Here is a 24893-nt window from a genome sequence, read left to right as displayed (position 1 = left end):
AGACGCCGCATGATTATTGAAAGCACCCTACGCCCTGAAAATGCCTTGAGCCGCACCACGGTTAACGCAGGCGATCACTACATTGGTACCGTCAAGCACGGTCAAACCCTGCGCATTCTCGATTTAGAGGGTAACCAGGCCGCCGACACGCTTTTTTTTAGCGCCGATGATACCAGCGAGCGCTACAGCGCCATGGATACCGTGCGGGAGCAAGGCGGGGTTTACCTTACTGCAGGCTCCCCGCTGATTTCCAGCGAAGGGCGCACTATGCTGACCATTACCGCTGACACCTGCGGCCGCCACGACACCCTGGGCGGCGCCTGCGCCAGCGAGAGCAACACCGTGCGCTACGATTTGGAAAAACGCCATATGCACTCCTGCCGGGACAACTGGATGCAGGCCATCGCCAACTACCCCGAGTTTGGGCTTACCAAGCGCGACATTACTCACAACATCAACTTTTTTATGAATGTTCCGGTCACCGCTGATGGCGGACTGACGTTTGAGGACGGTATTTCCGCTCCGGGGAAATACGTGGAGATGGTCGCTGAGATGGATGTGATCGTGCTGGTCTCCAACTGCCCTCAGCTCAATAACCCCTGCAATGGCTACAACCCAACGCCTATTGAGCTGCTGGTTTGGGAATAAGTGATTCGCCCTAGGGACGACCCTAGAAGGCCAAGCAACCTGCGGGACGACCCGCCTTTGTTTGCAGGCAGTGCCATGTCCATCAATAAGACGTTTAGCAAAGTTCTAATTGCCAATCGCGGTGCCATCGCAGCGCGTATTTTACGTACTCTAAAAGCACTCAATATCGACAGCGTGGTGGTCTACGCCGATGCCGACCGCGACGCGCCCTACGTTCACCAGGCAGATGAAGCCTTTTCCCTGGGCGAAGGCTCGGCCAGCGCTACCTATCTTAATATCGACAAGCTGATAGCCATTTGTAAGCAAAGCGGTGCCCAAGCCGTGCACCCTGGCTACGGCTTTCTGTCAGAGAATACCCGCTTTATCGAAGCCTGCGACGCAGCCGGGCTCACCTTTTTAGGCCCCACCGCCGAACAGATTGAACAGTTTGGTTTAAAACATCAGGCTCGCATCCTAGCCGAACAAGCCGGTGTCCCACTGGTGCCCGGCTCCAAACTTCTCGAAAGCGTTAATGAAGCCCTCACCAGCGCCGAGCAGATTGGTTACCCGGTAATGCTCAAATCCACCGCCGGGGGTGGCGGTATCGGTATGCAGGTGTGCCAAAACCCCGCCGAGCTGGCGCGCGCCTTTGACTCGGTGAAAGGCTTAGGTGAGCGCAACTTCGGCGACGGCGGCGTGTTTCTGGAAGCCTACATCGCCCGCGCCCGCCACCTGGAAGTCCAGCTATTTGGCGACGGCCAGGGCAACGTGGTGGCGCTCGGTGAGCGTGACTGCTCCACCCAGCGCCGCCACCAAAAAGTGCTCGAAGAGTGCCCGGCCCCCAACCTGCCGGAACACGTCCGCCAGGCACTCCACGAAACCGCGGTTCAACTGGGCAAAGCAGTCAACTATCGCAGCGCTGGGACCGTCGAGTTTATCTACGATGCCGAGCGAAAAGCGTTCTACTTTTTAGAGGTCAATACCCGCCTCCAGGTCGAGCACGGCGTCACTGAGATGGTGTATGGGGTCGATATTGTTGAGTGGATGATTAAGCTGGGCGCCGGAGAATTATCCAATCTGGAAACATTGGCACAATCACTTACGCCCACTGGCCACGCCGTGCAGGCACGCCTGTATGCCGAAGACCCCGCCCACGACTTTCGCCCCAGCGCAGGCTTGCTGACAGAAGTCGATTTCCCGAAGGCTGATGGCCTGCGCATTGATCATGCCATTGAAGCCGGGCTGGAAATATCGGCGCTGTTTGACCCCATGCTAGCCAAGGTGATTGTTCACGCCGACAGCCGTGGCACAGCTATTGAACAGCTAGCAGACACGCTAGATAACGCCAGCGTTTACGGCATTACCACCAACCGCACCTGGCTTGCCCATGCGCTGCGGGCAGAGCGTTTTCGTGACGCCGACCTGGACACCCACTGGCTAACCACCCTGGAGTGGGCGCCACCGGCCATTGAGGTGGTCGCCCCCGGCACAATGACAACGATTCAAGACTACCCCGGCCGCCAAGGCCACTGGGATGTGGGCGTGCCACCTTCGGGGCCCTTTGATGACTGGTCGTTTCGCCTCGGCAATCGCTTACTGAATAACCCCGCCGATGCCGCCGGGCTTGAAATCACCCTGACCGGCCCAACGCTGCGTTTTCACCGCGCCACCCAGATCGTGCTGACGGGTGCCGGGCTCCCAGCAACGCTGCATGGCGAAGCGGTGGCTTTTTGGCAGGTCATTGATATTCCTGCGGGCGCTACCCTTAGCCTGGGCAAGGCCGCTGCGGGTGCTCGCGCTTATCTATTAGTGCGCGGCGGCATTGAGTGCCCGCACTATTTAGGCTCCCGCAGCACCTTCACGCTAGGCCAGTTTGGCGGCCACGGCGGCCGTGCGCTGCGTAGCGGCGACATGCTCGATTTACCCGCGCTTGCCGCCACCTCCAAGGCACAGTTGGAGGAGGCGTTAATACCTACCTTTGGTCATCAAGACGGCGGAAAAACCTGGCAAGTGGCCGTGCTTTACGGCCCCCACGGCGCGCCAGACTTTTTCACCGATGACGATATCCAGCGCTTTTTTGACCACGAGTGGGAAGTCCACTACAACTCCAGCCGTACGGGCGTGCGCTTGATTGGCCCCCGCCCCGAGTGGGCAAGGGCCGACGGCGGCGAAGCGGGCCTGCACCCCTCCAATATCCACGACAATGCCTACGCGTTTGGCACCATCGATTTTACCGGCGATATGCCTGTGATCCTTGGCCCCGACGGCCCTTCGCTGGGTGGTTTTGTCTGCCCGGCGACCGTGGTCCGCGCCGAGCGCTGGAAGCTGGGGCAGCTCGCCGCTGGCGATAAGCTACGCTTTGTCCCGGTCAGTCTGGCCACCGCCCGCGCCCTGGAAGCGCGTCAGATCGACCAGTTGGAGACCCTCACCGCGAACCCCGTTGAAGCTATTCAGCCAGAACGCGACACCCCGATCCTGCGCGATGTACCCGCCGAGCAGGCCGGTGAGCGCACCGTTTACCGCCGCGCCGGGGACGATTTTCTGCTGATCGAATTTGGCGCCATGGAGCTGGATATCGCGCTGCGCTTTCGGGTACACGCCTGGATGCTGTGGTTACAGCAACACTCGCTGCCCGGACTGCGGGAACTAACCCCAGGTATTCGTTCGCTGCAAATTCACTACGAGCCGCTGGAACTGAGTCTCGATGTGCTTCTGGCGCATCTGCAAAAAGCCGAGCAGGCGCTGATTGATGTGGAATCACTGGAAGTAGAATCGCGGGTGGTGCATCTACCGCTCTCCTGGGATGACCCCGCCTGTCAGGAAGCGATTGATAAATACCAGCGCAGCGTGCGCCCCGATGCCCCCTGGTGCCCCAGCAACCTCGACTTTATCCGCCGCATTAATGCCCTGGAGAGCGAACAGGAGGTGCGGGATATCGTTTTCAATGCCCGCTATCTCGTCATGGGATTAGGGGATGTCTACCTGGGTGCACCGGTTGCCACCCCGCTGGACCCGCGTCAGCGCTTGGTCACCACCAAATACAATCCCGCCCGCACCTGGACAGCGGAAAACTCCGTGGGCATTGGCGGTGCTTACCTATGTGTTTACGGCATGGAAGGCCCCGGCGGCTACCAGTTTGTCGGCCGCACCCTACAAATGTGGAACCGCTACCGCACCACTGCGCACTTTGAAAACCCCTGGCTGCTGCGCTTTTTTGATCAGCTGCGCTTTCATAACGTCAGCCATGCAGAACTCGAGCAAATTCGCCGCGACTTCCCACACGGTCGATATGACTTACCCATCGAAACCGCTCGCTTTCGCTTGGCGGACTATCAAGCCGAGATTGATAAGAACGCCGCCGCCATTGACGCTTTCCGCACCAAGCGTGAAGCCGCTTTCCAGGCAGAGATGGCCGCTTGGCGCGCCAACGGCCAATTCACCTTTGAAGATCAAGCACCTGAAAGCGCTGAAATCGAAATCTTAGACGATGACGAAATCGGCATAGAAAGCCCGGTCACGGGCAGCCTGTGGAAACTGCTGGTCAAAGAGGGCGAACAGGTCAGCGCTGGTCAGGCAGTCGCCCTAGTGGAGTCCATGAAAATGGAAGTAGAGGTCGCCGCTCACAGCGCTGGTCGTGTTGCCCGGCTACCTATTAGCGAAGGGGCATCTATTGGGCCTGGGCAACCGCTGGTGGTGCTCACCAGTGAAGAGGAGGCTGAATCATGAGTCAACATACTGCCGATCAGCGCTTGGCTGACTTCCAAGCCATTCCGGTCATCGACATTCACGACCTACTCCATGGCGATACCGCCGCGCGCCAAACCGTCGCCGACGCCCTTGGCCGCGCCGCACGGGAAGTGGGCTTTTTTCAAATGGTCGGGCACGGAATTGATCAGTCATTACGCGAAGGGTTGATTCGCCAAGCCAAGCGCTTCTTTGCACAATCGTCCGACACAAAGATGCAGCGCTATATTGGCCGCTACCATCATCACCGTGGCTATGTACCGCCCGGAGAAGAGTCGCCGGACCCCGCAAAGCCTGATATGAAAGAGGCGTTTGATCTCGCCTTTGAACTCCCCGAAAGCGACCCAGAGGTGTTAGCCGGAACGCCATTGCTCGGGCCAAACCCCTGGCCAGACCTTGACGGCTTCCGCAAGCCTGTCGCCGCTTATTATGAGGCGGCTTATCAAGTAGGCCGTGCACTGATGGGGGGCTTTGCATTGGCCTTAGGGCTTGAAGAACAGCAGCTACTGCGTCACGTCAATAAACCACCCAGCCAACTGCGCCTTATTCACTACCCTTACAATCCTGATGCTGAAGACGCCCAAGGCATTGGCGCCCACACCGACTATGAGTGTTTTACCTTGCTGCTACCCACCGCGCCAGGGCTTGAAGTCATGAACGGTGCGGGCGAATGGATTGACGTGCCGTATCAAGAGGATGCATTAGTCGTCAATATTGGCGATATGCTGGAAATTTGGAGCAACGGGGAGTTTGTAGCGACCTCCCACCGGGTGCGCAAAGTGAAACAGGAGCGCTACTCCTTTCCGCTGTTTTTCGCCTGCGATTACCATACCGAAGTCGCGCCGCTGCCCGAATTAGTCGAGCGACACGGTAAAGCCCATTACGCACCGCTCACAGCGGGCGATCATCTTTATGCCCAAACCATTCAAACCTTCCGCTATCTGCGTGAGCGTTTGGCAAAGGGCGACATTACGCTACCCGAAGGTGCCCGCGAAGTAGGTAGCCTGGGCCAGCACGGCAAACATAAGGACAACCCCTTATGAATGTCGACTTACCTGCCACACCTCAAGCATTTCGCGGCGTATGGCAGCGCACGCTCTACGCCGAACCCGCTAAAGAGCCCTACCAACAGGCCGACACCACTACTCAGGTTTATTGGATTCAGGGCAAACACTGGCATGCCGACCTGCGCCTGCCTACAGACTCGCCTGACTTTGCAGGCATCACCGGTTTAGACGACTGCAACCGCCGCCAGCTTGAATGGCTGGCGGGGCTCACTGCTTTTGCAGGTATTACCCAAATCGATAGTGAGCTAGGGGTATGCACCTGGCATCGCTATCAGGATCTATGCCCCAGTTTGGAACGAGATGTTGGTTTACTACGCTGGATTGACGGCAACACTTTAGAAGAGAGACACCCGCACGATCAATACGTTGAGCACTGGCAGCAACTTTCCAGTGATGCCGCTGAAGAAGTGATTCAAACAGATCAGCAAGGCCAACTGCGTTGGCTGCAAATCGGCGACCACGCCATAGCGATTACACCTCGCCCAGCAGCCAACGTTTCCAATCTATTCTCCACCCTAAGCACCGCCAACGATGACACCCTGCGCTGGCGCGCCAGCCTATGCTTTGACTACTTACAGCGCAGCCAAGACCGTTGGCAAGTAGTGCTATCTACCCAGCCCTGGCGAAAGGGCCAGCAAGTAAGAAGGTAGGGGCGATCCAAAACAGCGCAAAGTGTATGCACTTTGCGCTGTTTTATCGCATCAGCAGTTTAAAAATTGCTTTTGAATATCTTTTTAAAATTAACAAGTATTTGTTTTATAAAAATAAACACCCATATCTGCAATATCATGGCCCTCAAAGTGCATACACATTGGCAACTATCGATGCCCTTGTGAGGATCTGCCATGAACCGTCGCGACTTCCTAAAAAGCACTTCCGCCTTAACCCTAGGTGCTGCCGCTCTCCCCTTTCTAAAAGTACTTCCCGCCATGGCCAGCGCTAATGAAACGCTGGTGGTGGTGATGGGCAGTACGATTAACAGCCTCGACATCCACCGCAGCGGAACCAATCGCCCCAGCTATCAAGTCGCGGTTAATTGCTATGACCGCCTGATGACGTTTGGCACCAAAACGCTTGAAGATGGATCGTTAAGCTATGACTACGACAATCTAAAAGGCGAGTTGGCGGAGAGCTGGGAAGTCTCTGAAGATGGACGCACAATAACTCTCTATTTGCGTGAAGCCACTTTCTGGGATGGCCGTGCCGTCACCGCCCAGGACGTTAAGTGGTCATTTGACCGCTCTGTCACCTTGGGCGGCTTTCCGACCACACAGATGGCAGCTGGCTCGATGACAAGCCCTGATCAATTTGAAGCCGTCGACGAGCGCACCTTCCGCATTCATTTGCCTCATGCCTCCAAGCTTACCCTGCCAAACCTCACGACGCCGATCGCCATCGTCATTAATTCCGAGTTAGCGTTAGAGCACGCTACTGATGACGATCCTTGGGCGACCGAATATCTGCACCGCACCCCGGCAGGCTCGGGTGCTTTCCAAATCGAGCGCTGGGAGCCTGGCCAGCAGTTGGTTTATCGCCGCAACCCGGACTGGGCCAGCGGTGAGCTGCCGGGGGCAGAACGCGTCATTTTGCGAGAAGTACCCTCCACGTCAACCCGACGTGCATTGCTTGAACGCGGCGATGCTCATTTGTCACAAGACGTGCCTCCCCGTGATGCCATGGAGCTTGACGCTCAATCCAACGTAAAAGTGGTCAGCACGCCGATTGAGAACTGTCTGCATGTGCTTTGCCCAAACTTAACGTTCGAGCCCTTCCAGGATGTACGCGTGCGCCAAGCCATTGCTTGGGCAATTCCCTACGAAGCCATTATGCAAAATGCCGCCTATGGTCGCGGCGTTCCCATGTGGGGAGGTAATAGCGAGTCGCCTGCTGATATTGCCTGGCCGCAACCCTTTCCTTACAGCAACAATCTTGAACGTGCGCGCGAGTTAATGGCGGAATCGGATTACCCCGAGGGCTTTGAAGTCCCTCTCTCCTTTGATTTAGGCCAAGCCGATTGGGCAGAACCCACCGCGCTACTGATTCAAGAGGCCTTGGGCCAAATTGGCATTACCGTCAACTTGGATCGTATACCCGGTGCCAACTGGCGCACCCGCGCGCTGGTAGATAAGCAGTTGCCCTTACACTTGGAGAACTTTGGTGGCTGGCTCAACACGCCTTGCTACTACTTCTTCTGGGCCTATATCGAAGGCAATTTATTTAACTCGTCCAATTACCACAACGACGAGATCGCCCAACTCGTCGATGAAACACTCTTTATGGCTATGGATGACCCTGAGTACGCGCCCAAAATTCGCCGCATGATCGAGATCGCCTTTGCAGATGTGCCGCGTATTCCGCTTTACCAACCGACGCTCAACGTGGCGATGCAGCCCAACATTTCGGGCTATGAGTTCTGGTATCACCGCCAGCTCGATAACCGCCCGCTGCGTGTCAGTTAAGGAGTCAGCATGGCCACTATGTCCCGAACGCGCCTAATTGCCTGGCGAGTCGTTCAAGCGGTACCGGTGTTGATTGGTATTGTGATTGTTTCGTTCTTACTTACCCGGGCGCTGCCCGGGGATCCCGCCGCGTACTTTGCCGGGCCAGCCGCTAATGCCGAATCGATCCAGCAGATACGTGTCAGCATGGGGCTAGATCGCCCTCTACCACTGCAGTTTATCAGCTATGTCCAAGACCTGTTCCGGGGCGACTTGGGTACCGCAATCTCTACTGGGCAGCCGGTGATACACGAGCTCACCACCCGCTTGCCTGCCTCATTGGAGCTCACCGGTTTTGCGCTGCTCTTTTCAATGATTATTGCCTTACCGCTGGGTATTCTGGCCGCCACGCGCCCTAACACCTGGGTAGACCACCTATGCCGTGCCGTAGTGACCGCCGGCGTATCACTGCCCACGTTTTTCACCGGCTTGGCGCTTATTTACGTCTTTTACTATTTGCTCGGTTGGGCTCCTTCACCGATGGGCCGGTTGGATTTTTTGTATCTTTCGCCACCCAAGGTGACCGGATTTTACGTCATTGATGCACTGATTGATCGCGACCTGGAAACCGCTTGGGGAGCGCTATCGCAGTTACTGCTCCCCGCAATCACGCTAGGGCTATTCACCCTTGCGCCTATCGCACGTATGACCCGCGCCGCCATGCTACAAACCCTGGAAAGCGAATTTATCCGCACTGCCCGTGCCGCCGGTTTACCGCGCCGAAAAGTGCTTTTCACCTACGCCCTGCGCAATGCCATTCTGCCGGTGATTACCACGCTAGGCATGGTGTTCTCCTTCGCGCTGGGGGCCAACGTATTGGTAGAGCAAGTGTTTTCGTGGCCTGGCATAGGCTCTTACGCAGTCGAAGCCTTGGTGGTATCGGACTACGCCTCAGTACAAGGGTTTGTACTCACTATGGCACTGCTGTTTGTCGCCCTTAACTTGTTGATAGATGTGATCTACACCCTGGTGGATCCGCGTCTAAATACGCAGGAGTAGCGCCATGACCACATTAACCTCCGCGAGCACCACAAAAGAGGGCGCACTACGCCGTTTCGTACGCCACCTGCTCTACGTAATGACCGACAACCCTGTCACAGCGGTCGCTTTTGCGCTGTTTGTGCTGATAGTGATCGCTGCGCTATTCGGCCCCTGGCTGGTGCCCTATAACCCATTAGCCACTGATTCGAGCAGTACGCTACAAGCGCCCTCTTGGCAGCACTGGTTTGGCACTGACCACCTGGGGCGCGATGTGTTCTCACGTGTGGTGGTCGCTACTCGCCTCGATCTAATGATAGCGGTGACCGCCGTAGCGATCGCCTTTGTGGTGGGCTCAACCTTAGGCGCTATTGCCGGTTTTTATGGCGGCTGGACGGATCGAATTACTGGTCGCTTAATGGACACTATAATGGCCTTCCCGCTGTTTGTGCTGGCCATGGGGATTGTCGCGGCAGCGGGCAACACCATTGAAAACATCATCTATGCCACGGCGATTATTAACCTGCCTTTTTATGCCCGCATGGCGCGTACCGAAGTCGCTGTGCGTCGTCAGGCCGGTTACGTACAGGCCGCCCGATTATCCGGCAATCGGGACTGGCGTATTTTGGCATTTCAAATATTCCCCAACTCACTTCCCCCCATGATGGTGCAAATTTCGCTCAACATGGGTTGGGCTATTCTAAACGCTGCCGGGCTTTCGTTTATAGGTCTAGGCGTCAGCCCACCCACCCCTGAGTGGGGCATCATGGTCGCTGAAGGTGCCAATTACATTGTCTCGGGCCAGTGGTGGCTTGCCGTCTTCCCAGGGCTGGCCCTCATGCTGGCAGTGTTCACCTTTAACTTGCTAGGCGACGGGCTGCGCGATCTGGTTGATCCGCTACGGCGTACCTGAGGAGTTTACTATGGCTATCCCGCTGCTCGATATTCGTGATTTAACGGTTGAATTCGCCACCCGTAATGGCACCGTCACGGCGGTTAAAAAAGTCGACATCAGTATTAATAAAGGCGAGACGTTAGGCATTGTGGGTGAATCGGGCTCCGGCAAATCCGTGACCTCCTATGCCCTGCTGCGCATTCTTGATCGTGCAGGGCGCATTGCCGACGGCAGTATTGTATTTGGTGGCGTTGATGTGGGTGGCGCAGATGAACGCACCATGAGTGAGCTGCGCGGGCGTGAAATGTCGATGATCTTTCAGAACCCTCGCGCGGCCCTTAACCCAATTCGTGCCGTTGGCCGACAGATTGAAGATGTGATGATTCAACACGGCCTGGCCACACGGGGGAATGCCCGCGGCAAAGCCATCAAGATGCTGCAAGCCGTGCGCATTCGTGATCCTGAACAGCGCTACCACGCCTACCCATTTGAGCTCTCTGGCGGCATGTGCCAGCGCATTGTGATTGCCATTGCTCTGGCCTGCCGCCCCCAACTACTTATTGCTGACGAGCCCACCACGGGGCTTGATGTGACGACGCAAAAAGCGGTGATGGATTTGATCGTCGAGTTGGCCGCCGAGCGGCAGATGGCCACGCTGCTGATTACCCATGATTTGGGCTTAGCCGCCTGCTACTGCGATAGGATTGTGGTGATGGAGAAAGGCGAAATCGTAGAGTCCGCTGCGGTCGAAACGCTCTTTGCATCCCCGCAGCACCCTTATACCCAGCGCTTAATGCGCGCCACGCCCAGGCTTGACTCCCAGGTAGCCGATCTTCTACCCGCCGATGATGAGCGCCGTGCCAGCACCAAGCGCCAGCCCATTGGCCCACCGCTGCTTGAAGTAGATTCCCTGGTTAAAGCCTTTGGCTCGGCCGCTAACGAAGTGCGGGCAGTGGATAATCTAAGCTTTACCCTGCACGAGGGCGAAAGCCTTGGACTCGTCGGTGAGAGCGGCTGCGGCAAGTCAACCACCTCAGCGATGATTATGCGCCTGCTGGATCCGACTAGCGGTGCGCTAACGTTCGCCGGTAGCGATATTGCCGTTATCAGCGCGAAGCAGTTTGCTCATCACCCCTTGCGCAGCAAACTGCAAATGGTGTTTCAAGACCCGACGGATAGCCTTAACCCACGCTGGAGCGCCCGACGTTCAATAGAGGATCCTATGCGCAGGCTTGACCAGCTCAACCGCCAGGAACTTAACACTCGGGTATCCGTGCTTGCTGAGCGTGTTGGTTTGCCTGCCCACCTTTTAGACCGCTTTCCCCATCAACTTTCTGGAGGGCAAAAGGCGCGAGTTGGTATTGCCCGAGCAATCGCCCTGGAACCCAAGCTGCTGATTCTTGATGAGCCCACCGCTGCGCTGGATGTCTCTGTTCAGGCAGTCGTGCTGAACTTATTGGCGAGCCTGCGCGAGCAGCTCAATATGAGCTATCTCTTTATTAGTCACGATCTCAATGTCGTTCGATTGTTATGTGACCGTGTGATGGTGATGCAAGCAGGTAAAATCGTTGAGGAAGGCCCTACTGAGAAACTGCTGAGCGAGCCTAGTCACGCCTATACGCGAGCGCTACTTAACGCGATTCCTCACCCACCGGCTCAAGCAAGCTCTATCCACTCCAGTTCTGCCCACCCACCAGTGACCGCTTTATGAAAAATCTTTCTGCCATAAGCCCAGCCAAGTTACGCGAAGGCACTACGGTCGACGACATGCTTAGCATCCTTGCCGATGAGATTATCAGCGGTGACATCGCGCCGGGTACCAAGTTGGATGCACGGGTAATTGCAGAGCGCTTTGCCGTATCACGCACACCGGTACGCGAGATGTTTGGCCATCTGGCGGCTATGGGGCTGGTCGAAAAGCGTCCCAACCGTGGCGTAACGGTCGCCAACATCACCGATGAATTGCTACTGGCGATGTACGAAGCCATGTCAGAACTGGAGGCCGCCTGCGCCCGCCTCTGCGCACTGCGAATGACGCTTGAGGAGCGCAAAACCCTTCAACGCCTTCATAAAGATGCCTTACGCATAGTGCGCGACGGCACCACCAGTGACTACGAAGCCTTTAACCATGAGTTTCATACGCATCTCTATGAAGGCAGCCATAGCCCTTACCTGCGCGATTTGGCCCTAGCGACAAGAAGCCGATTAAAGCCTTTCCGTAAAGCGCAGTTTCGTATGCCACAACGTCCCAGCCTCTCCTGGCAAGAGCACGACGCCATTGTCACCGCCATTCTAGAAGGCGATGGCGAAGCTGCCGCCCGCGCCACACGCTCGCATGTTATGCAGGTCAGTATTAGCACCCAGCATTACATTGAAGAGCACAGAATTTAAAAAACAGCATTGATGAAAACAGACTCTGAGCAAGGAAGACACGATGCGCTACTCACTTACCATCGAATCACTGCACGCCGCCTACCAGCAGGGTGAACTCACACCTGCCGCATTAATCGACGAGCTACTCACACAAGCCGAAAGCAACGGCCAAGACCCCGCCTGGATTACTCGCCTGACGCGAGAACAGCTGGAACCCTACTTGCAGCGCCTGAAAGGCGAGTCGCCAGAAACCCTGCCGCTTTACGGCATTCCCTTTGCGCTGAAGGACAATATTGACCTAGCAGGGATCCCAACCACAGCAGGCAGCCCGGCGTATGCCTATACGCCCACAGAAAACGCCTTTGTAGTGCAACAGTTAATTGATGCGGGCGCGATTCCCATGGGTAAAACCAATCTGGATCAGTTTGCAACGGGCTTAGTAGGCGAGCGCGCGCTAGAAGTATACGGCACGCCTGCCAATGCGTTTGACTCAACGCTGGTGCCCGGCGGTTCTAGCAGCGGTTCGGCAGTGGTAACGGCGGCTGGCATGGTGAGCTTTGCGTTGGGCACCGATACCGCCGGTTCCGGCCGTGTGCCCGCCTGTTTCCATAACTTATATGGCGTTAAACCCAGCCTGGGGCTGCTTAGCACCCGCGGTGTGGTACCCGCCTGCGCCACACTGGATACCATTAGCCTGTTTGCGCTCACCGCTGACGACAGCGTCAAGCTGCTGGAGATTACCGCTGTCTATGATGACCAGTGCGCCTGGTCCCGCCAGCATAACTTTGCCGTACTCGGTAGACGCTACGGAAAAGCGCCCGCCGCGTTTCACTTTGGGGTTCCGCTGGAATCCCAGTGGCAAACCGATATGGCCTATACCCAAGGCATGCATCAGGCGATTGCTGAGCTTGAAGCTCTTGGCGGTGAAAAAGTTGAGCTGGATTGTTCGCCGTTACTGGCGGCAGCACGCTTGCTTTACGAAGGGCCTTGGGTGGCCGAACGCTACCATGTGATCCGTGAACTGATGGAGAGCAACCCGGATGCAGTGCACCCGGTGACTTTCCAAATCACCCAGGGGGGCGCCACGCCGCTAGCGGTAGACGCCTTTGATGCGCGCTATAAGCTCGCTGAGTACAAGCGCCAGGCCGACGCGCTGATCGGACAGGTAGATGTGATGCTCACGCCTACCACGGTTACCCACCCCAGCAAGGATGAGGTGGCGGCAGACCCTATCGGTGTTAACTCCCGCCTGGGCACTTGGACCAACTTTATGAACCTACTCGACTACAGCGCCCTGGCCGTGCCGGTAGGCTTTAGCGAACAGGACTTACCGGTAGGCATCACGCTCTTTGGGCCGGTATTCGCTGATCTAACGTTACTGTCACTTGCTCGCGCCCTGGAAGCGCGCCTGATGCTGCCCTTAGGCGCAACCGGTATTCCCCACTTGCCCTTAGCGGAACTCCCCGTTTCTGCCCAAGATGGCAGTATGGAATTAGTAGTGTGCGGTGCGCACCTAAAAGGGCTGCCGCTTAATCATCAGCTCACCCAGCGGGGTGGCGTATTGGTTAGCATCACCCAAAGCGCACCGCGCTATAAGCTGTTTGCGCTGGCGGGCGGGCCACCCAAGCGCCCGGCGATGCTGCGGGACGACAAAGGCCAAGCGATTGAAGTGGAAGTATGGCGCCTGCCTATTGAAACCCTCGGCAGTTTTTTAGCTGGCATACCCGCACCGCTCGGTTTAGGCCAGGTGGAGCTCGCCGACGGCAGTTGGAAGTGCGGCTTTATTTGCACTGCAGGCGCACTCAATGAAGGGGGCGAGGCAGAAGATATTACCGAGTTTGGTGGCTGGCGGGGGTGGCTCAAAAAACTCGCTGCTAAATAACGTTTATTTATCCAAAAACTCAAGCGCTTGTCGTGTGGCGGGCCACATGACGCTGCCATGGTTCTCTCCCGGATAGAGCGTAAAGCGTACTTCCATGCTTCGCTGGTTAGAGAGCCATTTGGCAAAGCCTTGAGCATTATCGACCATTCCCCGAGCGCGCTGCCGTCTGGCGCGCTCGGATTCGTTATGGTGATCAAAGGCAGGCTGCTCCTGTTCGCCCACGCCAATCATAAGACGAGTGCCATTAGGTATACCCGCTAACGCTGAGTCTTGATTAAATAGCCTATCAAGCGGCTTTTCGCCATACCACCAAAGCGATGGGCTAATCGCTATGTAATTATCAAAACTTGCTGGTTGGTTGAGAAGCACATGAAGTACAAAGAGTCCACCTAATGAATGACCCAATATCGCTTCTTGATCGCTATCTAAAGCAAAGCGCCGATTGATTTCAGGCTTTAGGTGTTCTTCGATAAACGCAAGAAAGCGTTCCGCACCGGCCTGTGGTCTCTGCTGGTTTTGGCTAACGGTATCGTGGCCATGGGGTACGGAAGGCGTAAAGTCTTCACTGCGTCGGTCCATATTAAAACGGCTTGTTTCAGGGTAGCCAATCGCCACAATCAGTAGCGGGCTGCCCGCGCCTTCCGGCCCTCTGCGCGTTAGTGTATCGCGTGCGGCTTGTAACAGCGGAAGGCGAGCGTTACCGTCCAGTAAGTACAGTACGGAATAGCCGGTTTCTGGGGGTGGTGCATCGGGCACTGATAACTGAATTAAGTAAGCATGTCCTGTTTCGGGTGATACCAGCGTAAATTCCGAGGTGCCCGGCAGTATTACTTCACCGGGTAGCGAACAATAAGCCATGGCCGGAATCCAGCACAGTAGTAAAAAAGCCCAATGGCGCAGTTGCCGATAAGCCGTTTGAAAACGAAAAGCGCGCCACGGTTTCCCGTGGCGCTTGATCACACCATTAAAAGTCATAGCGTAGCGATGCCACCATGTTGGCCGGGGCCCCCGGCATGTTGAAGGTGTTCACGCCGCCTACCCGGTTATAGTAATCGCGATCCAGCAGGTTGTTGATGTTGAGCTGACCACTGAGCTGCGAGGTGAAGTCATAGGCGATCATGGCGTCGACCACTGCATAGCCTGGCGCCTCGATCCCGCTGCTGGACTCAAAACCACTCATGGCGGTCACGCCGCCGCCGATACGCAAGCCGCCCAGGGTATCGCCAGCGAAGTCGTACTGCGTCCATACGTTCACGATGTTATGAGGCATCAGTAGAAAAATACCGTCTGCACGTGCTGAAGAACTGCGTTTTACTTCGGTATCCAGATAGGTATAGCCGGCAATAACCTCCCATTGGTCGGTTAGGCTTCCGGTAACTTCAAACTCTGCTCCCTGAATCCGCATTTTACCCACTGACTCTGAATAGCTGGCAGACGTATCTGCAGGCGCAGCGGCACGGTTTTCGTCATACAAGCGGAAGGCGCTGACGCGGGCGTTTAAATCGCCGCCCATGTAACTGCCCTTAACGCCTAGTTCATACTGTTCCCCTTCCCGCGGCGCTAACAAGTCCCCATTCACATCGCTTTCCGTTTGGGGCTTAAATACCTGTGAGTAGCTGGCATACACGGAGTGGTCGTTATCAATATCGAACACCAGCCCCGCATAGGGGGTGATTTCCGTGTCACTACGGTTCTGTTCCGTAACTGCATAGCGGTTCTGGTATTCAAGCTCGTAATGGCTTACCCGCCCACCGGCGATTAACGCTAACGGCTGCACTGGGCGCAGCGTCAGTTTTGCGTAAAGGCCCGTCTCTTCAAGATTAGTCGCTGTATCGGTGTAGCCTGACCCACTGGTACGCGCTGCATCAAGAATGTTGACGTATGCTAAATTGTTCAGTTCCTCTAGGGTCACACGCCCACCCGCCACGCTACGCGAGCTGCCTGACTCCGTTTCGGTATCAAAGCGTTTGTAATCACTACCCACGACGAATTCGCTAACGTTACCAAACGCTGAAAACGGCTGGCTGTAGCTTGCATCCACCGCCAGCGCCTGCTGATCAATAACGCTAGCGGTACCCGCCACCGTGAGGGTATCGTCGGCATCCAGTGCACTTCCACCGAAGGCGTAATTATAGTCAGCATTACGATCCGAATAACGCGCCGCCAAGCGGCCATAGCCGCCGGTATCAAACCGATGGGTTAATTCAGCAATCCAATCATTGGATTGGCTATTAAAATCGTTCCAATCAGCGCCGTAGAAATCAGCGCGCGACCCATAAAGCAGTTCACCATCACTACCGACCGGATGGCCGTTGTTCACCGCTATATCTTTAGTATTATGGATATAGCCAAGACCTAACGTTGTTGCTTCATCCAAATCGATATCGAGCGCTGCATAAATATCATTTTGGTCATTTTCATTGTGGTCGACAAACTGGTTGTGTTCAGTATGGTCAATCACTAATCGCCCACGAACCCGACCTTTCGTAGCAATGGGGCCAGATAAATCTACTTGAGCAGAGCGCTGATGATCGCTTCCCAGGCTACCGTTTACATGGCCCTGAAAATCTTCAGTAGGGCGTTTACGCACCAGATTTACAATGCCACCCATCTCACTGGTGCTATCAAAAAGGCCCGAAGGACCACGCATGATTTCTACACGATCAAAAGCTGCCAGCGTGGGGACGGAGCCGGTAATGCTGGTCATTGGAGCAGGCAGGCCGTCAATGCTGTACTCATCGTACTCGTAGCCACGCGCGTAAATGGATGAACGGCCATTGTCATTTGTGAGCACACGCATCCCAGGCGTCCGGCGCCCCAGCTCATCTAACGTGGTAAAGTTTTGATCTTCAATGGCCTCGTGCGTGACGACGCTAACCGATTGCGGTATATCTCGCAGCGACGCAGGCGTTTTAGTGCCGACAGTGGCGGCGTCGACGCTATAACCGCCGGTGGCTTCAGAGGACAACATTTCATAAAGCCGGTTACCCTCCACCGTCACAGGTTCCAGCCGTGTCACGTCTTCAATCGCTTGAGCCAAAACGCTGGGAGCGAAACTTAACAAAACGGCCGAACCGCCCATCATCACCGCTGAACGTCGGATGAGTTTTTCTTTAGATGCCATGCTGCGTCCCCTTATGTGCCCTGATACCATTGACCAACTTGCGAATGAGAATTCATTGCAATAGAGCTTATGGCAGCGCATTATGGCATCACTTAACCCGCCTCGCCTTTGCGAAAATAGCGGTTTGCTTTGCAAACACAGCAAAATGCTATAACAGATAGCTAGCGAGGATTTAAGCGAACCACTTTCATAAAGGACATGCGTGGGCGAACTGACAACCGAGCAAGAAATTAGCGCCGCCGATTTGCAGCAGCTCTCGGCAACACTGGTCAAACGTCAGCGGCTGGAAGCACCTTGCTGGGACCAACGCTCAGCACCCTTAGCGGGACGTATGTGGGTCAGCGAACTTGAGCCGGGGTTGCAACTACGCCTGGCCGACATCCAAGATCGATTTGGCTTGAAAAGCCAAGCAATATTGCCTGCAGGGATAAAGATCGCCTTGGTAATTGAGGGAACCGTACAGGTGCGCTATGGCGCTTTTGAGGTACAATTAGGGCCTCAAACACTAGGCACACAAACGCCTCATACCGGTCTTTTAGTGGCCCTGCCTTCAGCGACCAGTTTTATGCGCCTTGGCCAAGCAGGTGCGTTTGAGCGCACGCTGACCCTTAGCCTTACGCCACACTGGTTAGCACGCTATGGCCATAGCGATTTAATGGCAGCGCCCAATGGTTTGCCCCACCTTCACTACTGGGCGCCCTCGCCTGGTTTGATCGCTTTAGCATCTCAGCTTTTCACGCCGCAGCAGTTAGCAAAAGAGAACGTTGCTCACCGACTTCAACTCCTGGGCTTTGCAATGACCTTGGCCGGCGAGGCACTAGCCAGCGCGCAACTGTCCTCAACTGAAAATAGCCATTCGCCTACCCCTCCCCATCAGGAGAAGTCAGACCGTCGTTTAGCCACTCTTATGAGCCTCATCGATAACGGTGAGGCGAAACGAATGACTCAAGCAGATTTGGCTAGCTATTTAGGCATGAGCTTAAGCAATCTTCAGCGTCGTTTTTATCGCCAGTATGGGGAATCGTTAGGCAGTTTTTTACGCCATTATCATCTTTCGCTGGCCCGGCACGCTATAGCGCAAGGGGTAAGCATAGAAACAGCAGCCTCGCTTGCTGGCTACGCGAGCGCCGCCAATTTTGCGACTGCCTTCAAGCGCGAATTCAGCACTACACCCAGCCACTTCCGGCAAACGTCACGCTCATCTCAGCGCGTGCCAACGATTAGAAATAAACATTGGTTAAAAAAGTAGCGCTACTTATTTCCTGTGAGCACTCAAAACTCTTTACAGAGCCAAAAATATTAGTTCTCTGCTAAATTTATAGGGCTAACGATTTCTGACGTTAACTTAGCTTTAATGTCAGGCACCTCACTCACACAGAGGCCTTACCGTTATGTTGCCATCCAACTCTTCCAGGGTAGGCGCTATCATTGTTTTGATAGTCTCACTTGCTGGGCTTGCTATTGCGCTTTATGCCTATTTCACACCGTTAACCGGGGTGACAGGAACACTTGGCGCGTTAATCGCTATTGTCGCCTGCCTCGTTCTTGCGGTGTTGGCACTTCTCCTTGCCGTAGTCAAAGGGCGTGGTGCATCCATCGCGCTAAGGGTACTTACCCTGATAGGCCTTGCTGGCACTTTTTTCGCTGCAATGCTGCTACACCAGTGGTGGGTCTGCGTAGCTATGGTGATCGGCCTAATCGGGCTGATCCTCGATATGGTTCGCCCGTCGCATCACGCCCGAGCCACCCATGCCTAAGGAGCCTACCATGCTGACTTTGATCACCACTAAACAACGCTGTACGGCTACTGCACTGGGAATTTGCCTTAGCCCTTTGCCCCTTTTGGCTCAAGAGCAGCCTGGGGAGCAAGAGCAACCCACGGCTCAAGAGCAGTCTGAGGAGCAGGAAAGCAGTGCCCAACAGGAAGAAATTAGCGCTACGCCCATGCCGCTGGTGCCCGATGAACCCACTTGGGATAGCTTCCATGGCCAGCTCAATGCGCAAAAATATAGTCCTCTGAATCAAATCAATGCCGACAATGTAGGTGAGCTGGAGAAAGTGTGGGAAATCCATACGGGCGATGTTGCCGATGGCTCGGGCGAACTACCAGCCACCGTTTGGTCTGCCACACCGGTATTTGCCAATGACACACTCTATATCGGCACCCCTTTTTATCGGGTGCTGGCGCTCAATCCGGCCACGGGTGAAGAGAAGTGGAGTTTTGATACACAATCCTCTCTAGAAGCGTTGACCCAGCCTGTTTTGAAGAATCGGGGCGTTGCCTATTGGCAAGCCGACGATCCTGTGGAGGGCGAGTCCTGCCAAAAAATTATTTATATGGGCACCATGGACGCCCAGCTTTTCGCTCTGGATGCTGATAGCGGCGAACTGTGTGAAAGCTTTGCCAATAATGGCGTGCTCGACGTCAACCAGTGGAACGACACCAACGACAAGTGGCCGCTGTCGCTGTTGCAGCCACCCACCGTGGTTGGTGATCGCCTAATCCTTGGTTGGGCGGGGATGGACTGGGCCTATGAACAAGCGCCGCCCGGCACTGTATTTGCGATCAATGCGCGTACCGGCGAACGAGAATGGACGTTCCAGGCATTGTCAGATGAGGTACGCGAGCAGAGCGGTACCGCCAATGTGTGGACGCACATGTCCGCCGACGAGGAGCTCGGTTTAGTCTATTTACCCGTGTCTTCTCCGTCGCCCAACTTCTGGGGTGGCAATCGTACCGACGACGTACCATTAGTGACTTCGACCACCGCCTTGGATATCGAGACCGGTGAAGTAGCCTGGTCACGTCAGTGGGTGCATCACGATATCTGGGATTACGATATTAACGCCGCCCCAACACTCATGGACATTACCGTGGATGGCGAGGAGATACCGGCGCTCATCCAGGCGACTAAAATGGGTTTTTTGTTTGTCGTCAATCGTGAAACCGGCGAAGACGTATGGCCGATTGAAGAGCGCCCAGTACCCGGCGGCGACGGTAATGTAGAAGGTGAAGTTTATGCGCCTACCCAGCCCTTCCCGACGAAACCAGCGCCGCTGCTGGATCAGTCCGAGAAGCCCGAGGTCTGGGCGTTGGCTGATGCCGTAAGTTTCGGGGAGTGCTCCGCCCTGTGGGACGATCTCTGGTATGAGGGCCTATACACCCCGCCCACCACTGAAGGCGCAGGGACTATGGGTTACCCCATCACAGCCGGTGGTGTGCAGTGGGGTGGCGTGGCGTTTGATCCCGCAAGCCAAACCGCCATCGTTAATACCTCGCACATTGTACAAACCCTGAAGCTCTATGATCGCGAAGCCTATGAATCAGCCAACAGAGCGTCAGGGAATGAGAGTGGCTTTGCCTCTCAAGAAGGGGCTCCCTACGGGATCCTGCTTGAAATCGCTCAGAACTGGCTTGGAATGCCCTGCTGGGAGCCTCCCTTTGGCGAGCTGGTGGCCCTGGATATGACCACTGGCGATGTAAAATGGCGCCGTCCAATGGGTGCATCACAGCAGCATGGGTTCTTTATGCCCGATAGCTGGGGCTCACCCACCATTGGTGGTCCGGCGGTAACGGCGGGCAATATCGTCTTTATCGGCGCATCCATGGATGCCAAGGTCCGTGCCTACTCGCTTGAAACCGGTGAGGAACTCTGGACGGATCAGGTCGAAGCACCTTCTGTCTCCAACCCTGCGGTTTATGAGTATGGGGGACGCCAATACGTCGCCTTTATTGGCGGCGGCAATACTATCCTCAAAGATCAGGTAGGGGATCAGGTCGCGGTTTACGCGCTGCCAGAATAACCCTTAGCGTAGGTAAATGTAGATAAAATGATAAACGGGGCGGCCTCTGAGGCCGCCCCGTTTACGTTAACAGCTACTTTCTCTCCACGCGTCAACCAAGGTCACGGGTCTGAGGCTTGGTACGCCTGGCCAACTGATTATTTGCCGTCCTAAAGCATACCCGCATCAGTGGCACCAGCAGCCACAGTATCGGCGTGAGTAACCAACGGTAGATAAAGCGAGCAATGAAGAGTACTGGCAGTAGCACGACGAGCCAGATAAGAAACTGGCCAAACCAAACTGGCCAGCCAAGCCAGCCAGAGAGGTTAGCGCCAAGTGCGCTCACAAGGCTTGGATGGCGAACCACTACATAGGCAGTACCCGCCACAGCGGCAACTTTGGCCATACGTGGCAACGCCGCAAAACGCCCGCTGCCACTCATTAACGCGCCTTGGCGCAATCCCGTCCGAGCACCCTGCGCTTCCACGCTGCCCACTCGAGCAGCACGAGCCGCCCTGCCTGCTCGCAGCACCTTCACGGTGCTGGCCATCACGAGTAGATCGACACCGGCCCAGCCTAGATCGGCAGCGCCGATGTCGTCACCCCGCCGCCACTGGCTTTCCAAATCGCGTAGCCCACTGGTGAAGAAATCGCCCAGGCCCGCCACCAGACGCTCACCTTGTAGCCACTCCACTTCGCCTTGTTCACTGACCACAAACTGGTTAAGCAGCGCGTGGCCATTGGCATCCAGCAGCGCAATGCCCATCTGCCCGCGACGATAAGGAGTAAACGCTGAATCCGCTTCTCCCTCTTCGTCGCTCCACCAACGACTAACCTGCTGATAGCGCTCGCCGACCCAGTGTTGCGCCCTTAGCGTAGCCACATCGTGGCTACGAAAGTAGCTGATGGGCATTATGGCGTCGGCCCCATAGCGCACCAGTACTCGCTGAAAATCGGGCAGTAAGCCGTACTCCACTAATACATCGCGGGCCCTATCACCGTGGCGCAAAATCGCCAAAGAGGCGCTCATCCACAGCGCCTGATCGTCAGCATAGCTGAGAAACAGCGCATTGAGCTCCGGTGTTTCCTGCTGAAGCGACGCCTCTAGCGAGGGCAATGCCCGCTGAGCTTCCAACCGAACCAGTTTGGACTCAAACGGCTCATGAGAGGCCAATGTTGATGCTAGCCCGGCAACTACTATTGCGGTTACTACTATTATTTGCCAGGGGCGCATCGTAATCCACCTCACTCGGTCGGTAACTGCAGGATTATCCCAACGTCTCCGCCGTCACGTTGGCCGCCGCAGGCTGGGGCGAATGGTGGCGGTTGATGGCGCTCAGCACCCCCTTCATCGACGCGCTGGTAATACTTTCATCGTTACCTACACCGAACACCGCTTTACCGTCGATACGCACTTCTACATAGGCAATCGCTTCAGCATCAGCGCCTTGGCCACGGGAGTGCTCGTGGTAGTCGATAATCTCTACATCGTGCCCAGCCGCTGCCAATGCTTTAATAAAGGCGGCTAACGGGCCGTTGCCCTCGCCCTTTAACGTTTGCCGTGTGCCGTTCTCCTCAATCACGGCGTCCAGCGTCACTTTGGGGCTGCCAGGTTCAGAAGAGAGCCGGTGACTCACCAACCCAAAGGGTGCTCGCTGCTCCAGATACTCATCAGAGAATGCTTGGTAGATCATCTGCGACGTGATCTCGCGCCCGGTCCGCTCAGCGACTTCCTGCACCACCTGGCTGAACTCAATCGAAAGGCGACGCGGCAACTCAATGCCGTGCTCCTGCTCGAGCAGGTAAGAAACGCCGCCTTTACCCGATTGGCTATTAACCCGGATAACAGCTTCGTAGCTGCGCCCCACGTCCAGCGGGTCAATAGGAAGATAGGGCACATCCCACACAGCCTCTGGATTCGCACGGCGATCCGCCATGCCTTTTTTGATCGCATCCTGATGAGAGCCAGAGAACGCGGTGAATACCAAATCGCCCACGTAGGGGTGGCGAGGATGCACTGGCAGCTGATTGCAGTACTCCACCTCGCGCATGATCGGAGTGATATTGGAGAAATCGAGCTGCGGGTGAACGCCCTGGGTGTACATGTTCATCGCCAATGTAACAATATCGACGTTACCGGTACGCTCGCCATTACCAAACAGCGTGCCCTCAACGCGGTCAGCTCCCGCCATTAGCGTCAATTCTGCTGCCGCCACGCCGGTACCGCGGTCGTTATGCGGGTGAACGCTAACAATCAGATAATCCCGATTTTTGACGTTGCGACAGAACCACTCAATTTGGTCGGCATAGTTATTGGGCGTGGCGACTTCTACCGTTGCGGGCAGGTTTACGATCATCGGTTTATCAGTGCTCGCGCCATAGGCTTCCATGACCGCTTCGACGATCTCAACGGCAAAATCCATCTCGGTGGTGGTGAACAGCTCCGGCGAGTACTGAAAGGTCCAGTTAGTTTCTGGCACAGCTTCCATCTGCGCGCGAATCTGTTGAGTAGCCTCTACAGCAATCTGCACACACTCCGCTTTATCAACGTTAAACACTACCCGGCGGAACATTGGGTCAGTGGCGTTATAGACGTGGACGATAGCGTTTTTAGCACCCTGAAGTGCCTCAAAGGTGCGTTCAATCAAGTGCGGGCGCGCCTGGGTCAGCACTTGAATGGTCACATCCTCAGGGATCTTATCGTGCTCGATCAGCGAGCGTACGAAATCAAAATCGGTTTGCGAGGCCGAAGGAAAGCCGACTTCAATCTGCTTAAAGCCAACATTCAACAGCATGTCGAACAAGCGCTGCTTACGCTCCTGGTCCATCGGATCAATCAGCGATTGATTACCGTCGCGCAGATCCACACTGCACCAGACAGGCGCTGCTTCAATGCGCTGGCTCGGCCACTGGCGGTCAGGTAGATCAACGGCTACAAAGGGGCGGTACTTTTTGGCGGGGTCAGACAACATCATGGCGGCTCTCCTAAAATCAGTCAGTGGTGGGCTTGTCGCTGTGCTTACCGCCCGCATCATTCTGGTGTGTTGGGGCTGGCGAGTATGCTTGAGAGAGTGCTGACTCCATACGGTCAAGCTGCGCTTTCAGCCCGCGAACATCATTGCGCAGCGACTGCAGCTCGGCTTCTTCACCTTCGCCGTTGTCCAGCGCCATTTGCGCGCTCTCTTTCTGCATCACATCCAGCACAATACCGATCATCATATTGAGAAAAATAAAGGCATTCAAAAAGATGAAGGTTAAAAAATAGATCCAGGCGTAAGGATAAACCTCCATGGTCGGATAAAGCACCGCCGTGGCCCAGCTCTCGAAGGTCGCCACTTGAAATAGCGTCAACATGGCCAGGGAAATATTGCCCCATAGTCCCTCGTCCACATTGTGGAAAAGGAAGCTCCCAATGGCGGCGTATATGTAGAAGATGATAAACATCAACAGGACGACATACCCCATCCGTGGCACCGACTTGACCAAGGCGCTTAACAGCATTTGTAGCTCGGGAATCATCGAGACCAAGCGCAGCACCCGGAAAATACGCAGTAGCCTAGCCAGCAGCACCATTTCAGAGTCATCCATGGGAATCAGGCTGGCGGTCACGATGAGGAAGTCAAAGACGTTCCACCCTTTCTTGAAGAAACTCAGTAGCGTGCGTTCAGCGGCTATCCTGATTAAAATCTCAATCAGGAAAAATATGGTGACCGCCATATCAAGATAGAGCAGCCACTGCTCCACTTGAGTGGTTTCTTCATAGGTTTTTGCCCCTATCACCAGGGCAGAAATGACGATAATGGCAATCACGACCGCTTCAAAAATCTTATTACTACGCAGCCTTTCAAAACGGGCTTGCCAGGTATTAAAGGGTTCACTCATGGAACGTAAAATCTCTCAACGGTTGACCGGCACACTTTAT

18 protein-coding genes are annotated in these 24893 nt (G+C 55.6%); 13 read left to right on the top strand and 5 right to left on the bottom strand.

The genetic code is table 11. From position 1 onward, the window contains the following. Positions 1-9 precede the first annotated feature (9 nt). The 10 genes from HZS80_RS00195 to atzF all read left to right on the top strand — a co-directional run bounded on the left by HZS80_RS00195 (position 10) and on the right by atzF (position 14064). Positions 10-648: an urea amidolyase associated protein UAAP2 gene (locus HZS80_RS00195; protein WP_179914788.1), complete on the top strand. Its 639-nt coding sequence runs from the start codon at positions 10-12 to the stop codon at positions 646-648. 75 nt (positions 649-723) lie between these two features. Then, entirely contained in the window at positions 724-4353 is a 3630-nt protein-coding gene (gene uca, locus HZS80_RS00190) for an urea carboxylase (protein ID WP_179914787.1), read from the top strand. Continuing rightward, positions 4350-5414 carry an isopenicillin N synthase family dioxygenase gene (locus tag HZS80_RS00185; protein ID WP_179914786.1) on the top strand — a complete coding sequence of 355 codons (1065 nt, stop codon included), beginning with the start codon at positions 4350-4352 and terminating at the stop codon, positions 5412-5414. The genes uca and HZS80_RS00185 overlap by 4 nt, the downstream gene beginning before the upstream one ends. Beyond that, positions 5411-6088, top strand: a complete 678-nt coding sequence (locus HZS80_RS00180) for a hypothetical protein (RefSeq protein ID WP_179914785.1) — start codon at positions 5411-5413, stop codon at positions 6086-6088. Before HZS80_RS00185 ends, HZS80_RS00180 begins: the two co-directional genes overlap by 4 nt. Positions 6089-6283: 195 nt before the next feature. Next, entirely contained in the window at positions 6284-7897 is a 1614-nt protein-coding gene (locus tag HZS80_RS00175; RefSeq protein ID WP_179914784.1) for an ABC transporter substrate-binding protein, read from the top strand. 9 nt (positions 7898-7906) lie between these two features. Continuing rightward, positions 7907-8935: an ABC transporter permease gene (locus tag HZS80_RS00170; RefSeq protein ID WP_179914783.1), complete on the top strand. Its 1029-nt coding sequence runs from the start codon at positions 7907-7909 to the stop codon at positions 8933-8935. A 4-nt stretch (positions 8936-8939) separates the two neighbouring features. Beyond that, positions 8940-9827, top strand: coding sequence for an ABC transporter permease (locus tag HZS80_RS00165; protein WP_179914782.1), 888 nt, complete (start codon positions 8940-8942; stop codon positions 9825-9827). Between the two features lie 10 nt (positions 9828-9837). After that, entirely contained in the window at positions 9838-11520 is a 1683-nt protein-coding gene (locus HZS80_RS00160) for a dipeptide ABC transporter ATP-binding protein (RefSeq protein WP_179914781.1), read from the top strand. Continuing rightward, complete coding sequence (locus HZS80_RS00155) at positions 11517-12200, top strand: GntR family transcriptional regulator (RefSeq protein ID WP_179914780.1); 684 nt, start codon at positions 11517-11519, stop codon at positions 12198-12200. The genes HZS80_RS00160 and HZS80_RS00155 overlap by 4 nt, the downstream gene beginning before the upstream one ends. 43 nt (positions 12201-12243) lie before the next feature. Beyond that, complete coding sequence (gene atzF / locus HZS80_RS00150; RefSeq protein ID WP_179914779.1) at positions 12244-14064, top strand: allophanate hydrolase; 1821 nt, start codon at positions 12244-12246, stop codon at positions 14062-14064. Positions 14065-14067: 3 nt separating this feature from the next. On the opposite strand, the gene HZS80_RS00145 is transcribed toward atzF, so the two are convergent. After that, on the bottom strand, positions 14068-15039 hold the full coding sequence (locus tag HZS80_RS00145) for an alpha/beta hydrolase (protein ID WP_052703769.1): 972 nt from the start codon (positions 15037-15039) through the stop codon (positions 14068-14070). Further along, positions 15029-17188, bottom strand: coding sequence for a TonB-dependent siderophore receptor (locus tag HZS80_RS00140; RefSeq protein WP_179914778.1), 2160 nt, complete (start codon positions 17186-17188; stop codon positions 15029-15031). The genes HZS80_RS00145 and HZS80_RS00140 overlap by 11 nt, the downstream gene beginning before the upstream one ends. Positions 17189-17390: 202 nt before the next feature. On the opposite strand from HZS80_RS00140, the gene HZS80_RS00135 reads away from it, so the two are divergent. The 3 genes from HZS80_RS00135 (at position 17391) to HZS80_RS00125 (ending at position 20992) form a co-directional block, all read left to right on the top strand. After that, positions 17391-18437, top strand: coding sequence for a helix-turn-helix domain-containing protein (locus HZS80_RS00135; protein WP_035566474.1), 1047 nt, complete (start codon positions 17391-17393; stop codon positions 18435-18437). 142 nt (positions 18438-18579) lie between these two features. Beyond that, positions 18580-18945 carry a hypothetical protein gene (locus tag HZS80_RS00130; protein WP_035566476.1) on the top strand — a complete coding sequence of 122 codons (366 nt, stop codon included), beginning with the start codon at positions 18580-18582 and terminating at the stop codon, positions 18943-18945. Between the two features lie 10 nt (positions 18946-18955). Continuing rightward, entirely contained in the window at positions 18956-20992 is a 2037-nt protein-coding gene (locus HZS80_RS00125; protein WP_179914777.1) for a pyrroloquinoline quinone-dependent dehydrogenase, read from the top strand. A gap of 91 nt (positions 20993-21083) precedes the next feature. On the opposite strand, the gene HZS80_RS00120 is transcribed toward HZS80_RS00125, so the two are convergent. Genes HZS80_RS00120 through HZS80_RS00110 form a run of 3 tightly spaced genes read right to left on the bottom strand, consistent with a single transcriptional unit; the run spans position 21084 to position 24853 of the window. Further along, positions 21084-22205: a hypothetical protein gene (locus HZS80_RS00120; protein ID WP_179914776.1), complete on the bottom strand. Its 1122-nt coding sequence runs from the start codon at positions 22203-22205 to the stop codon at positions 21084-21086. A 34-nt stretch (positions 22206-22239) separates the two neighbouring features. Beyond that, positions 22240-23946 (bottom strand): 2-isopropylmalate synthase, encoded by a 1707-nt coding sequence (gene leuA / locus HZS80_RS00115; RefSeq protein WP_035566482.1) that lies wholly within the window; start codon positions 23944-23946, stop codon positions 22240-22242. A gap of 16 nt (positions 23947-23962) precedes the next feature. Beyond that, a complete protein-coding gene (locus HZS80_RS00110) occupies positions 23963-24853 on the bottom strand; it encodes an ion transporter (protein WP_035566484.1) in 891 nt (296 codons plus the stop codon). Positions 24854-24893 lie beyond the last annotated feature (40 nt).

The sequence above is a fragment of the Vreelandella glaciei genome, from assembly GCF_013415125.1.
Taxonomy (GTDB): domain Bacteria; phylum Pseudomonadota; class Gammaproteobacteria; order Pseudomonadales; family Halomonadaceae; genus Vreelandella; species Vreelandella glaciei.
The sequence above is the reverse complement of the archived record's forward strand: the minus strand, read 5'-3'. Positions and strand labels throughout refer to the sequence as shown.

What these genes read in the sequence shown, in the direction of transcription:
- HZS80_RS00195 (WP_179914788.1), top strand. Translation starts at nt 10, where the DNA reads ATGATTATTGAAAGCACCCTACGCCCTGAAAATGCCTTGAGCCGCACC.
- uca (WP_179914787.1), top strand. Translation starts at nt 724, where the DNA reads ATGTCCATCAATAAGACGTTTAGCAAAGTTCTAATTGCCAATCGCGGT.
- HZS80_RS00185 (WP_179914786.1), top strand. Translation starts at nt 4,350, where the DNA reads ATGAGTCAACATACTGCCGATCAGCGCTTGGCTGACTTCCAAGCCATT.
- HZS80_RS00180 (WP_179914785.1), top strand. Translation starts at nt 5,411, where the DNA reads ATGAATGTCGACTTACCTGCCACACCTCAAGCATTTCGCGGCGTATGG.
- HZS80_RS00175 (WP_179914784.1), top strand. Translation starts at nt 6,284, where the DNA reads ATGAACCGTCGCGACTTCCTAAAAAGCACTTCCGCCTTAACCCTAGGT.
- HZS80_RS00170 (WP_179914783.1), top strand. Translation starts at nt 7,907, where the DNA reads ATGGCCACTATGTCCCGAACGCGCCTAATTGCCTGGCGAGTCGTTCAA.
- HZS80_RS00165 (WP_179914782.1), top strand. Translation starts at nt 8,940, where the DNA reads ATGACCACATTAACCTCCGCGAGCACCACAAAAGAGGGCGCACTACGC.
- HZS80_RS00160 (WP_179914781.1), top strand. Translation starts at nt 9,838, where the DNA reads ATGGCTATCCCGCTGCTCGATATTCGTGATTTAACGGTTGAATTCGCC.
- HZS80_RS00155 (WP_179914780.1), top strand. Translation starts at nt 11,517, where the DNA reads ATGAAAAATCTTTCTGCCATAAGCCCAGCCAAGTTACGCGAAGGCACT.
- atzF (WP_179914779.1), top strand. Translation starts at nt 12,244, where the DNA reads ATGCGCTACTCACTTACCATCGAATCACTGCACGCCGCCTACCAGCAG.
- HZS80_RS00145 (WP_052703769.1), bottom strand. Translation starts at nt 15,039, where the DNA reads ATGACTTTTAATGGTGTGATCAAGCGCCACGGGAAACCGTGGCGCGCT.
- HZS80_RS00140 (WP_179914778.1), bottom strand. Translation starts at nt 17,188, where the DNA reads ATGGCATCTAAAGAAAAACTCATCCGACGTTCAGCGGTGATGATGGGC.
- HZS80_RS00130 (WP_035566476.1), top strand. Translation starts at nt 18,580, where the DNA reads ATGTTGCCATCCAACTCTTCCAGGGTAGGCGCTATCATTGTTTTGATA.
- HZS80_RS00125 (WP_179914777.1), top strand. Translation starts at nt 18,956, where the DNA reads ATGCTGACTTTGATCACCACTAAACAACGCTGTACGGCTACTGCACTG.
- HZS80_RS00120 (WP_179914776.1), bottom strand. Translation starts at nt 22,205, where the DNA reads ATGCGCCCCTGGCAAATAATAGTAGTAACCGCAATAGTAGTTGCCGGG.
- leuA (WP_035566482.1), bottom strand. Translation starts at nt 23,946, where the DNA reads ATGATGTTGTCTGACCCCGCCAAAAAGTACCGCCCCTTTGTAGCCGTT.
- HZS80_RS00110 (WP_035566484.1), bottom strand. Translation starts at nt 24,853, where the DNA reads ATGAGTGAACCCTTTAATACCTGGCAAGCCCGTTTTGAAAGGCTGCGT.